The following is a 13,049-nucleotide window of genomic DNA, read 5'->3' as shown; positions in this document are numbered from 1 at the left end:
ATGGCGCCGCACTGGGTCACCGGTTTTAACTAGTCGATGGAAGAGGTCGCGTGCATGCAGTCCATAACCTGTTCGGCGTACCAGTCCCGCTGCCCTGTCTTCGAATAGTACTTGGCGGTGGTGGTCGACCCGGTGGCGACGATATCCACCATCGCGAACATCGGGCCACCCTCCCCGTCCCTGAGCTGGATACTGGTGCCCCCGAACAGCGGGACGACCGCCATTTGGGCCGGTTTCTTCGACCAGCTTCCGGAAACACAGCCGGCAACGTCGTCCACGCTTATGTCACCCACGTAGTAACCGGTTGCCACTGTGCCGCGCAGACTTTGTGCGTCGGTACATGCCGTCAGAAGCCCGACGACAGCCATGCAGGCCAGGTATCGTTTCATGATTATTCGTGTCCGTAGGTTCTGGTGTTGTGCCACATCACAATCAGTGTATACGGCTTCCGCTTTTCGCGGCGACCGGATGACTGTCGCCGTTTTGCGTATCCCTGCCTGGACAATAGGCGAACCCGCGATGCCAGCTTCGCCATGCGACGGGATCTCAGCCGGCTGCGCATGCCCGGGCGCGCTTGAGCAGATGCTCACGCTCGCGCAAGTTCTGCGTGAGTGCTGCCGCGCGCTCGAATTCCGGACGGGCCTCGGCAACACGGCCAAGCCTGAACAGCAGGTCGCCGCGCACGGTCGGCAACAGGTGGTAGCTCACGAGCGCCGCCTCGCCATCCAGCGCGTCGACAAGTTCCAGGGCGGCGGCGGGGCCGGACGCCATCGACACGGCCACCGCACGGTTCAACTCGACGACGGGCGATGGCATCACCTGTGCGAGCGCCCCATACAACGTGGCGATGCGCTGCCAGTCGGTCTGCTCCGCGGTCGGCGCACGCGCATGGCAGGCGGCAATGGCCGCCTGCAACGCGTAGGGGCCAAATGCACCGCCGAGTTTCTCGGCGTGGTCGAGCGCCGCCAGCCCGCGACGGATCAGCAGGTGATCCCATTGCGCGCGGTTCTGCTCGAGCAACAGGATCGGCTCGCCGTTGCCAGCCACGCGGGCGCGTGAACGCGAGGCCTGGATTTCCATCAGCGCGACCAGACCATGTACTTCCGGCTCGCGTGGCGCGAGTCCGGCCAGCACGCGGCCGAGCCGCAGCGCCTCCTCGCACAGTGCCGGCCGCATCCAGTCACCGCCGGCCGTCGCGGAATAGCCTTCATTGAACACCAGGTAGATCACCTCGAGCACGGACGACAGGCGCGCCGCCAGCTCCTCGGCGCGCGGCACCTCGAACGGCACTTCGGCCTTGGCCAGGCTGCGCTTGGCTCGCACGATGCGCTGCGCGATGGTTGCCTCCGGCACCAGAAACGCGCGCGCGATCTCTTCGGTGGTCAGCCCTCCGAGCAAGCGCAACGTCAGCGCCACGCGCGCCTCGACCGACAACACCGGATGGCACGCGGTAAAGATCAGCCGCAGCAGATCGTCGCCGATCGGGTCATCGAGAGTGGCTTCCACTTTCGCCACGGCATCGTCCTGCTGATGTTCCAGTTCGTGCATCAACTCGACATGCTTGCGTTCGAGCAGCTTGCTGCGACGCAAGCGATCGATTGCGCGATGCTTCGCGGTGGTCATCAGCCAGGCGCCCGGATTGTCCGGCACGCCCGATGTCGGCCACTGCTCCAGCGCCACCACCAGCGCGTCCTGCGCCAGCTCCTCGGCCAGCCCGACATCCCGCACCATGCGTGCGAGGCCGGCGATCAGCCGGGCCGATTCGATCCGCCAGACGGCGTCGATGGTGCGATGGGTGTCGGTCACGGTCATGGCACCCGATCACACCACCCACCTGCCGCCGCTGCAAGAGCCAATCAGCCCTCCTCGGCCACCGCCTTCAGGTTGGCAAGTCCACGCTCGAAATCGCGACCGACCAGCTTGTCCATGTCGAAGAACACGTGCATGAGCTTCGCCAGGTACGAATTCGGACCATGCATCGCCCAGCTGACCATGGTCGCATCGCCCTGCGGCAGCAGCGTGAAATCGGCGATGTTGTGGGCCTCGAACGGCTTGATGAAATCCAGCTTGATCGTCGTGGCGGCTGGCGACGACGCGAGGATCTCCATGCGGCCCTGGCCGACCTTGTTGTTGCCCTGCCACGCGTAGACAGCGCCCGGACCGCTTGCCGGTCCGCTGTAGCTGCGATTGAGTGCCGGGTCGAGCTTCTCCCATGGTGACCAGACGCTCCATCGCCTGAAGTCGTTGATGAGCGCGAGGATTTTTTCGGGCGGGGCCTTGATCGTCGCTGCACGCTCCAGCCTGAAGGTGCCGGGGCGGGTCGCCGCAAAGGCAAGCACCGCGACGATCAGGACGACAACAATGATGAGGATGATCATGAACATGGGTCGCTCCGGTCAGGGCATTGAGGTATGGCGGCGCCATCGGCCACCGGGAATGGCCACCTGAGGCGCATGCCTAGGGCCCCTTCTCGCAGTTGATCATCCACGGCACGCCGAACTGGTCGACCAGCATGCCGAAGCGCTCGGCCCAGAAGGTTTTCTCGTAGGGCATCTGCACTGTGCCGTTCTCCTTCAGGGCGTTGAAGATGCGCTCCCCTTCCGCCTTGTCGTGGATCTGGATCGACACCGAACAGCCCTTGATGCCGTCGTAGGGACGATCGGGCGGGCAGTCGGAAGCCAGCAGCACCTGGTCGCCGATTTCCAGTCGCACGTGGATGAGCCAGTCGCGGGTTTCCGCCGGCATGTTCTCGCAGCCGGGCGCCTCGCCGAAGCGCATCATCATGGTGATCTTGCCGCGCAGGCATTGCTCGTAGAACTTGAATGCCGCTTCGGCCTTGCCGTCGAAGATGAGGTAATTGGTCAGTTGCATGGGAATACTCCGTCGGTTTCCATGGGTACCAGCCGGGACACCTGGTTCAGGATCTGGCGGCGACCTGCGCACGCAGGCGCTCTTCCTGTTCGCGCAGCTCGGGCGTGAGCTCGGCACCGAAATCCTCCGCCTCGAACACCTGGCGCAACTCGACCTCGGTACCGCCGTCGAACGGGGCGCGCTTGAGCCACTCGATCGCCTCGTCCTTCGACTTCACCTGCCACAGCCAGAAGCCGGCAACCAGCTCCTTGGTTTCGGCGAACGGCCCGTCGATCACCGTGCGCTGGTGGCCGGAGAATTTCACCCGCACGCCTTTCGAGCTGGGCTGCAGGCCCTCGCCCGCCAGCATGATGCCGGCCCTCACCAGCTCTTCGTTGAACTTGCCCATCTCGGTCAGCAGTTGCTCGCTCGGCATCACGCCGGCTTCCGAAGCCTGGTCCGCCTTCACTATCACCATGAATCGCATCGTCGTGTCTCCTCTTTGGCATGAATGGGAAGCCCGAGCCGGCGCGCGATGGACACGCCAGCCCGGATCCCTGGCTCTGTCCAGACGACGAACGAACCCTCACCGCATCGACATCTCCGGCATCGCCATCTGGAAATATTCTCAGGCTACGGGACAGCGCCTCGGTATGCTGTACCCATTCGTGACCGGGGCAACAGGGAATGAAGGAAAACCCAGGCGGGCTGATCGTCCATCGCGGCAGCCGCACCGAGCGGCTGGCCGACGAGCTTGCGCAGCAGCTTGAAACGCAGCGGCCCGTCAATCCGCTGGCCGCGCAGACGGTCGTGGTGGCGCACCCGGGCCTGCAACGCTGGCTGCTCGGCCGCTTCGCACAGCGCAGCGGCGCGCATGGTGGCCATGGCATTGCCGCCAATTACGACATGATCCTGCCGTGGCAGTGGTTCGAGCGCACTGCCCGGCGCCTGCTGGGCGACGAGGCCTTGATCGGTGGCGCATATCGGCATGAAGTGCTTCGCTGGCGTCTGCTGATGGCGTTGCCGACGCTGAAGGCAGCAGACGTCACCGCCTACCTGGCCGGCGACGATGCCGCGCGACGCGGCTTCCAGCTGGCCGAACACCTGGCCGGCCTGTACACGCAATACCTGATCTATCGGCCGGACTGGATCCTCGACTGGGAACAGCATCCCGGCCAGCATGGCAGCGACTGGCAGGCGGCACTGTGGCGCTCCATGCAGGCGTCCATCAACCGCCCACACCGCGCCCAGCGCAGCACTGTACTGCTCGACGCATTGCGTGCCGGGCACAACGAACTGGCCAGCGACGCCCCGCTGCATGTATTCGGTGTCAGCCATCTGCCGCCGGATGTGCTGCAAGCCCTGCAGGCCACTGCACTGCATGCACCCGTGCATCTGTATTTTCCCGATCCCTGCCGCGAGCACTGGGTCTATCTGCGCAAGCAGCGTTTCCTGCTGACTCATACCGACGATCCGGAGGTGTTGTATTACGAGGTCGGCCATCCGCTGCTGGTGGCGCTGGGCCGCATCGCACAGGATTTCTGCCTGACCCTGGACGAATGCGGCGCCATCGACGAACGCGACCCGCTCGATGACGCCGAGCCGCTGCCCGGCGAAACCTCCCTGCTGGCGCAACTGCAATCCAGCATTCGCTGCCTGCAGCCGGAGCTGCTCGGCGCAACGGTCCGCGAACAGCTCGCCGATGGAGCCAGGGCAGATGACGTCCTGCCTGCCCTGCGCAGCGACGCCAGCCTGCGCGTGCACGCCTGCCACACCCGCCTGCGCGAACTGGAGGTGTTGAAGAACAGCCTGCTGCGCTGTCTTGCCGACGATCCCTCACTGCAGCATCGCGACATCGTGGTGATGGCGCCGGACATCGGCGCGTATGCACCGTACCTGGCAGCCGTGTTCGGCGAACCGGCGCAATACCGCAGCCATCCGCTGCACATTCCCTGGCATCTGGCCGATGTCGGGTTGTCGCGCGCGCATCCGCTGATGAGTGCATTCGCGCAGGTGCTGGACCTGGCCGAAAGCCGCTTCACGGTCAGCGAAGTACTCGATTTTCTCGATGTACCGGCGGTGGCCCGACGTTTCGAAATCGACGCCGGCGGTCGCGATGCGCTGGAACGCTGGTTGCGTCGTGCCCGCGTCGCGTGGGGGCTGGATGCCGGCATGAAGGCCGAGGTCGGCGCCGCAGCCGCCGATGCGAATTCATGGCAGTTCGGCTTCGACCGCATGTACGCCGGGCTGATCCTGGGACAGGACGCCAGCGGCCCGTTCGCCGATGCTCCATTGCTCGACGGCATTCTTCCGCTGGATGGTGTGTACGGCAATGCCGTCGAGTCGCTGGGCCAATTCGATCGACTGCTTGGTGAACTGCGCAGGGCACGCGATGCATTCGCCGGCACGCGACCGCTTGCCGCATGGAGCGAGTGGCTGCTGGAATTGATCGACGCGCTGTTCCTCACCGACCAGCGCGACGATGCCGAGAACAATGCACTCGATGCGCTGCGCCGGCTTGTCGCCGGTCTCGGCGTGCAGGCTGCCGAAACCGGCATCGCCACGCCGCTGCCATGGAGCGTGGTGCGCGAAGCGGTGCGCGGCGCGCTCGATGCGGTTCCGGAACGCCAGGCCTTCCTGCTCGGCGGCGTGACGTTTTGCGGGCTGGTGCCGCAACGCTCCATTCCGTTTCGCGTGGTCTGCCTGCTCGGCATGAACGAGGGCGAATTTCCGCGCCCCGGCAACGACGCCGGACTCAACCGGATCCTCGGCCAGCCTCGGCACGGTGACCGTGACACGCACAGCGAGGATCGCTACCTGTTCCTGGAAGCGATGATGTCGGCGCGCAGCGTGCTGCATATCAGTTACGTCGGCGAAGGCGTGCGTGACGGCAAGCCGCGCAATCCGGCCGCTCCGCTAGCCGAACTGCTGCAATTCCTCGACGAGCAGCATGGCATCGCCGACAACGAAAAAGTCGATCGACCGTGGCGCATCCGCCATCCACTGCAACCGTTCGACGCGCGCTATTACGAGCGCGATGCCGGTGGCCAGCCACGGCACGATTCGCGGTTGTTCTCGTACGACCCCGGGTATCTCGCTGCACCATCCGGCGCCGGCACACCATGCTTTCTCGATGAAACCCTCGGCACAGCCGCCGTCATCGCCCCATCCGGGGGTGAAATCGCGCTCGCTGCCCTCAAGCGCTACTGGCGCGATCCAGCCAGGGATACGCTGCTGCACGGCCATGGCATCAGCCTGCAGGCACTCGACCATATCGGCTGGCCTGATCGCGAGCCGCTGGAAACCGGACTCGACCGGATCGACCGGATCGACCATCGGCTGCTGTTCGAAACCCTCGCCGCCGGACGCAGCGAGCTGCCTCCCGAACCGCCGGCGTGGCTGGCGCGCTCCGGCATGCTGGCCGGCGGAGCCATCGGCGCCGAAACCTACGTGCAACTGCGTGATTCGCTGCAAGGCCTGCTCGAGAACGCACAGTTGCTGTTCGCCGATGGCATCGCCCAACCACGGGCGCAGGCGATCGACCTGGATCTCGGCGACGGCCTGCGCCTGACCGGAGTGGTCGACCGGGTCTTTCGCGGTGCCGACGGTGAGCTGCTGCTGTTCGATGCGCAACCGGGCCGCAGCGCTGGCTTGAAAGACATGCTGGCGTTCTATATCGACTGGGCCGCGTTGCGACTGAGCCATGCCGATACCGTGCACGGCGATTATCTTGAGCCGACATCAAACAACAAGAAGGCACGCAGTTCGGGACTGCTCGATCCCATCCGCGCACAGGATGCCGCCCAGCTCCGGCAGGGACTGCGCCGCCTGATCGACGCGTATCGGTCTGCCACGCAACAGCCGCTGCTGTTCTTCCCACGCAGTGCCCAGGCCTATGCCACGAGCGAACCCGACGCACGTCTCGGCAAGGCACAAGCTGCATGGGCCGGCGACGATTTCAACGGCGGCGAGCGCGACTACGCTCCGGGTTATGCCGCGTTGCTGAGTCGCGGACTGGAACTGTTCGATCAGGACAGTCCGGCACATCGTGCGTTCGTCGCCGCCACCGAACTGGTCTGCGAGGTGCTCGACCCGCAGCACACGATGCTTTTGAGAGTGCCAGCAACTGGACCCGCCAAAAGCGGGGAAACGGCATGAGCACCATCGACACCACGACATACGCTGCCCTGCCTGCACTCGACTGGCGTCGGATGCCACTGCACGGCCGCATCCTGATCGAAGCCAGCGCCGGTACCGGCAAGACCTGGAACATCGGGCTGATCTACCTGCGTCTGCTGCTGGAAAGCGAGCTGCGGGCGGAGCAGATCCTGGTCACCACGTTCACCGATGCCGCCGCGCAGGAACTGCGCGAGCGCCTGCGACGGCGGCTGGTCGAGGCCGAGCGATTACTTGAGTCTTGCTCCATCGAGCCGGCCGATGACGATTCTCTGGAAAACTACCTGGCGTCGCTGTGCCCCGACGAAGACAGCCGTCGTCGTGCCTTGCGCAAGATCCAGCTGGCACGCACCGATCTCGATCGCGCCCCCGTATCGACGATTCATGCCCTGTGCCAGCGCATCCAGCGCGACTACCCGCTGGAAAGCGGTGCCGCGTTCGCCAACGACAAGCTGTTCGACGAACAGCAGTTGCAGCGCGAATGCGTGGAGGATTTCTGGCGCCGCCGCTACCTGGCCGGTGAAGTCGATCCGCGTGAAGCCGAGCTGCTGCTGAAAGATGGCCCGGAAGGTTTGCTGCGCGATCTCGGCGGCCTGTCGAACAGTACCGATGCGCGGATCGAGGCTGGTGGACTGGCCGAACTCGAGCGACAGATCGCAGCCTTGCATGCGCAAGAAACCGTTGCCGAATTGCAGCGGCTGGCCAACGAGAAGTCGCTGTACGGGCCACGCAAGACCGCCCTGTCCAACCGTCTCAACAAGATCGTCGCTGCACTCGAGGCTGACGACGAAGAACAATTGACGGCCGCACTCGACAAGACGTTTGAGCCGGACAACATCCTCGAACAGGAATCCCCGGATCACACGGGCACGCTGAACGACCATCCGCTCATCCGGGCGCTGCAGACCCTGCGTCCGCTGCTGCAATTGCGCACCATCTTCACCCGCGGCGCCGTGCTGGCCGAAGCGGCGCAGAGCTGCCGCGAGGAAATGCCGCGTCGCGCACGCCAGCGTCACGTCCTGACGTTCTCGATGCTGATCGACGCGGTATACCAGCGCCTCTGCGGCGAGCACTCGGACAGCGTGCTCGCCGATCGCCTGTTCGAGGCGTTTCCGGTTGCCCTGATCGACGAGTTCCAGGACACCGACCAGCGCCAGTTCGCGATCTTCGACCGCATCTATCGCGGGCGCGGCACGCTGGTGATGATCGGCGACCCCAAGCAGGCCATCTACAGTTTTCGCGGCGGCGACATCGCCGCCTACCTGCGCGCCAGCGAGCAGGCCAGCCAGCGTTTCTCGCTGGGCACCAACCACCGCTCCAGCCGTGCACTGGTCGAGGCCTTGAATGCCTGGTACGGCCACACCGAAGGCGGCTTCGGCCACCCGCAGATCCGCTATCAGCCAGTCATCCCGGCGGGCAAGGCGGACGACACGCCATACGCCATCAACGGCGAACCCGCGGCGCAGCCGCTGGTCATCCATCCGTTCCGCGGCGATGCCACCGACAAGCGCGGCAATCCGCTGAAGGCGCTTGGCGAGCTGGAGGCACTGGCGCTGGACGACTGCGCCAACCGCATCGCCGAACTGCTCAACGATCCGCAACAGCAGATCGGCGGCCGGCGCGTGACGCCTGGCGACCTCGCCGTGCTGCTCTCGACCAACAGCCAGATCGTGGCATTGCGCATGCGGCTGGTCGCACGCGGCGTGCCCTGTGTCGGCAGCGGCCGCGGCAATATCTTTGCAAGTGACGTGACGCGCGAACTGGAGTTGATCCTGTTCGCCGTGCTGCACCCCGACGACGACCAGGCCGTGCGCGGCGCCCTGGCTACCTGCCTTCTCGGCGTCACGCTGGAGCAATTCGGTGCATGGGCGCTGCAGCCAGCCGCTTTCGAATACGAGCTGGAGCGCTTCGAAGCATGGCGCACGTTGGTGCGCATGCGCGGTGTGCTGGCACTGATCGATGCCTTGCTGGCCGCACGCGCGACCGCCCTGCTGGCGCTTCCCGAAGGTGAACGCATGCTCACCGACCTGCGTCATCTGGGTGAACTGCTTGCAGCGGAAGAAGCTGCCCTGCAGGGATTGGATGGCCTGTACGCATGGCTGCTCGAAATGCGTGAGCAAGGCAGTGATGGCGACGCCGATGCCGCCGACGAGCGCCAGCTGCGCATCGAAAGCGATGCACGTCGGGTGCAGTTGCTCACCATCCACGCCAGCAAGGGTCTGGAATTTCCGATCGTGTTCCTGCCACTGGTCTGGCGCATCGGTGATCGCAGCGGCCCGCGCGCGCCGAAGTTGCTGCGCTATCACGATGCCGACGGCCAGCGCTGCGTCGACCTGGGCTCGGCAGACTTCATCGAGCACCGTGGGCAGCACTTCCGCGAAGAGCTCGAAGAGCGCCTGCGCCTGCTCTATGTCGCCCTTACCCGCGCGGTCCATGCGGTGCACGTGTACTGGGTCGACCGCGGCCCATCACCCGGCAACGACGCGCTGGCCTGGGAGTGCGCGGCGATCGACCTGCTGATCCGGCAAGCGCAGCAGAAGCTGGCATTGCCCGAGGGCGAGAGCTCACTTGAGCCCATGGCCAGGACCCTCGGCGGCATTGCGCTGGCTGCGCCATATGCGAATGTCTTCACCCGTTACCAGGCAGCCGTTTCGATTGCCGCGCCACGTGCCACGCAAACCCCGCTGCCGCGCTCGCGGCCGTTCCAGTGGCTGCACAGTTTCAGCGGCCTGACCCGCTACGCAGCAGCAGCCGTGGTGATCGACGACAACAGTGCTGTGGACGAAACCCCGGCAGCTCCCGAAGACCCCGACGACAGCGCCGAGGACATCCGCCTGCTGGCGCTGTACCCACTGCGCGGCCCGCGCTTCGGCGATGCCGTGCATCACGTGCTCGAACTGGCCCACCAGGGCCCGATATGGCCAGGGCAGCGTCAGCTGCTGCAGCATCAGCTCGGGGTACAGGCGGTCAAGGGCGGCAACCTGACCCACGACGAAGCTTTGGAACGCGTCGGCCGCCTGATCGACCGTGCCCGCCAGGCCGATCTCGGTGATGGCCTGCGCCTGATCGACGTGCCGGCCGAACACCGCATCGTCGAATTCGAATTCCAGTTCCCGGTGCAGCAGGTGTCGCTGGCACGATTGCGCCGGCTCTGCACCGCCCATGGCCAGTCCGATGTGATCCCGGCCAGCCTCGAAGCGACCACACTCAACGGCATGCTCACCGGCTTCGCCGACCTGATCATCGAACGGGATGGCCGCTTCCACGTGCTCGACTACAAGACCAACTGGCTCGGCGCACGGTTGGAGGACTATCGAGGTACTTCGCTCGATGCCGCGATGGCCGAACATCACTACCCGCTGCAGGCGTTGCTCTATACCGTGGCGCTGCACCGTTACCTGCGCCAGCGGATGAATGGCTACAAGGCCGCCCAGCATCTCGGCGACAGCTGGTATCTGTTTGTCCGCGCGCTGGGCATGGAGCCGGGGCTTGGCGTGTGGCGTCACCGCTGGCCGACAGCCCTGATCGAGGCGCTGGACGATGCATTCGCCGGCGCGCAGGAGGCTGCTGCATGAATCCCGCGTTGCCACAAACCACCGAAACCGACGAGCGCGCGATCGACCACACCCTCGCCCAGTGGGTGCTGAAGCGCACCGGCTCACCCTTGCTGGCCGCAGCCGTGCGTGCAGCCAGCCAGGCAGAGGGACACGGTCATTCCTGCGCATGGCTGACCGATCCATTCACTGACGTCGGCTTCGATGCCGATGCACTGACCGCACTGCATCGGCACGAATGGGTTGGCGACGGATCACGCTTCACACCCTTCGTGCTCGATGCGCAGAACCGCTTCTACCTGTGGCGCAACTGGCAGCATGAGTCGAAGCTGGACACTGCGATCCTGCACCGTTGCGAGCAGCGCAGCTTGCCGATTGCCACTGCCACACTGGCCGAGGATCTGCGCACGTTGTTCGCCGACATGCCGCCCGGCCCCACCGACTGCCAACGGGCAGCGGTGGCCGCCGTGCCCGGTGCGCGCTTCTTCGTGCTCACCGGTGGCCCCGGCACCGGCAAGACCACCACCGTCGTGCGCATGCTTTTGATGCTGCTGCGCCATGCCCGCGCATGTGGCTTGCCGGCGCAGCCATCGATCGCGCTGGCCGCGCCTACCGGCAAGGCTGCGCAGCGACTGCTGCAGGCGATCGCCAAGGGCAAGAACGAGCTGCAGGTGATGTTGGGCAACGTCGCCCCTGCAGGAGCGCCCCCTGTGCGCGAGCTCTTCGCTGAAGACCATCGCGCGTGGGGTGCGCTCCTGCAGCAGATCCCACACACCGATGCACGCACACTGCATCGCCTGCTCGGCTATCAGCCACGCGACAACAGCTTCAGTCGCGGTTCGCACAATCCGCTGGCCGAGGACATCGTGGTGGTCGACGAAGCCTCGATGGTGGATCTGGCGATGATGCGCCAGCTGCTGGAGGCGCTGCGCCCCGATGCGGTGCTGATCCTGCTTGGCGATCCGGGCCAGCTCGCCTCGGTGGATGCCGGCTCGGTGCTCGCCGACATCGTCGCCGGCACACCGTCGAACCAGCTGCCATCAACCATGGCCAGCCTGCTTGCGCCATTGCTGCAACATCCGCCGGAGACCGCTGGCGACGACACACCACTGGCGGGCAACGTGCTGACCCTTACCCACAGCTGGCGCGCCGGCAGCGGCCTGCAACACGGCATCGAAGCCATGCGCCATGCGCCGGATCCGCTGTGGCTGGATACGCTGTTGACCAAGCGTGCGGATGGCGATCTGCACCTGCGCCCATGCGCCAGCACGCAGGCGCTGCGCGACTGTGTCGACCGCTGGATCGAGCGGCATGCCGAACTGCTGCAAACGCTGCTCGCTTCGCGCATCGAGCCAGGTAACGCCCTGCCGCATCTGCACCAGCTGCAGATCCTGTGCGCACTGCGTGATGGCCCGTTCGGAGCACAAGGCATCAACGCACTGCTCACTCGCCGGCTCGCGGTGCGTTTCGGCATCGACATCGGCCATACCTGGTACCACGGCCGCCCAGTGATCATCACGCGCAACGACTATGCACGCGGCCTGTTCAACGGCGATGTCGGCATCACGCTGGAAGGTCCTGAAGGATTGCGCGTGTGGTTCGAACTTGGCGACCGCGACGGCAATGCCAACCTGCGCAGCTTCTCGCCACGTGCCCTGCCCGCTCACGAAAGCGCGTGGGCGATCACCATCCATCGCAGCCAGGGCTCGGAATACGGGGACGTCGCCGTGGTACTGCCGCCCGACGCGGACAACCGCATACTTACCCGCGAACTGGTCTACACCGCCATCTCGCGCGCAAGGAGCCACGCCGAAATCTGGAGCACAGATGCTTCGCTGCGCGCGGCATTGGCGCGCCCGATTCGACGCCAGGGAGGACTGCGCGAGCGGCTGCAGTCACGCCCGGATTGAAGGTCTCTTGTACATTCTCACAGGCGGGAGTGCACAAGGTTGAGCCGAGCTCACCAGCAACCCGTGTCACTGGCTGCTGTGCGCGCACCAGTCTGGTTCAACGTGAGCGTACCGCACTGGGTGTCCGCAACTTGCGGACCCTGTGGCGTTGCGCTGACTTCGTAGGTTGAAGCATCCGGGGTACCGACGAAAGCGTAGGCGTAGTTGTTTCCCGTCTGCGCGGCACTCTCGCAATCCAGTCCCGGGTTGGTGGCGTCCGTGTAGCTCAGGTTGGTGGTGTAGTAACGCTCCATGTAATTGGCGTATTCCGACAGGCAGGCCTTCGCCGCTGCCCGGCGCGCCTTGATGACATGCTGGGTGTACGACGGATACGCGATCGCGGCCAGTACCGCGACGATCGCCACCACGATCATCAGTTCCAGCAGGGTGAACCCCGCGCCATATCGCATGCGCCTCCGCGCAATAGCCGGCGTGTCCCGGCATGTCACTACCGGACCCTGCATGTCCGTGCCCGACCGGGCGCCGCGTTCAACCGACAGCAGCAGTTTCATCGTTCCCT

Annotated in this window: 9 protein-coding genes; 3 read left to right on the top strand and 6 right to left on the bottom strand. The window is 65.4% G+C overall.

Features of this window, described 5'->3' with window-relative positions; all coding sequences use genetic code 11:
• Positions 1–29 precede the first annotated feature (29 nt).
• The 5 genes from B0E50_RS04030 to B0E50_RS04010 form a co-directional block, all read right to left on the bottom strand.
• Entirely contained in the window at positions 30–389 is a 360-nt protein-coding gene (locus B0E50_RS04030; protein ID WP_139350738.1) for a hypothetical protein, read from the bottom strand.
• Between the two features lie 157 nt (positions 390–546).
• Positions 547–1,812, bottom strand: coding sequence for an RNA polymerase sigma factor (locus tag B0E50_RS04025; RefSeq protein WP_077439886.1), 1,266 nt, complete (start codon positions 1,810–1,812; stop codon positions 547–549).
• Positions 1,813–1,856: 44 nt separating this feature from the next.
• Positions 1,857–2,384, bottom strand: a complete 528-nt coding sequence (locus B0E50_RS04020; RefSeq protein WP_077439885.1) for an SRPBCC family protein — start codon at positions 2,382–2,384, stop codon at positions 1,857–1,859.
• 73 nt (positions 2,385–2,457) lie between these two features.
• Entirely contained in the window at positions 2,458–2,871 is a 414-nt protein-coding gene (locus tag B0E50_RS04015; protein ID WP_077439884.1) for a VOC family protein, read from the bottom strand.
• Between the two features lie 46 nt (positions 2,872–2,917).
• The gene (locus B0E50_RS04010; RefSeq protein ID WP_077439883.1) at positions 2,918–3,337 is read right to left on the bottom strand and encodes a YciI family protein; all 420 of its coding nucleotides are present in this window, start codon (positions 3,335–3,337) and stop codon (positions 2,918–2,920) included.
• A gap of 200 nt (positions 3,338–3,537) precedes the next feature.
• On the opposite strand from B0E50_RS04010, the gene recC reads away from it, so the two are divergent.
• Genes recC through recD form a run of 3 tightly spaced genes read left to right on the top strand, consistent with a single transcriptional unit; the run spans position 3,538 to position 12,490 of the window.
• Positions 3,538–7,008 carry an exodeoxyribonuclease V subunit gamma gene (recC, locus tag B0E50_RS04005; protein ID WP_077439882.1) on the top strand — a complete coding sequence of 1,157 codons (3,471 nt, stop codon included), beginning with the start codon at positions 3,538–3,540 and terminating at the stop codon, positions 7,006–7,008.
• The gene (locus B0E50_RS04000) at positions 7,005–10,601 is read left to right on the top strand and encodes a UvrD-helicase domain-containing protein (protein ID WP_077439881.1); all 3,597 of its coding nucleotides are present in this window, start codon (positions 7,005–7,007) and stop codon (positions 10,599–10,601) included. The genes recC and B0E50_RS04000 overlap by 4 nt, the downstream gene beginning before the upstream one ends.
• Positions 10,598–12,490 carry an exodeoxyribonuclease V subunit alpha gene (gene recD, locus B0E50_RS03995; RefSeq protein ID WP_077439880.1) on the top strand — a complete coding sequence of 631 codons (1,893 nt, stop codon included), beginning with the start codon at positions 10,598–10,600 and terminating at the stop codon, positions 12,488–12,490. Before B0E50_RS04000 ends, recD begins: the two co-directional genes overlap by 4 nt.
• Before the next feature lie 50 nt (positions 12,491–12,540).
• Here the strand turns inward: recD and B0E50_RS03990 are convergent, their stop codons facing one another.
• Positions 12,541–12,939, bottom strand: a complete 399-nt coding sequence (locus B0E50_RS03990) for a type IV pilin protein (RefSeq protein ID WP_077439879.1) — start codon at positions 12,937–12,939, stop codon at positions 12,541–12,543.
• Positions 12,940–13,049 lie beyond the last annotated feature (110 nt).

It is taken from the genome of Rhodanobacter sp. C01, assembly GCF_002001045.1.
Taxonomy (GTDB): domain Bacteria; phylum Pseudomonadota; class Gammaproteobacteria; order Xanthomonadales; family Rhodanobacteraceae; genus Rhodanobacter.
Note: the sequence above shows the minus strand (reverse complement) of the source record. Positions and strands in the feature narration are given on the sequence as shown.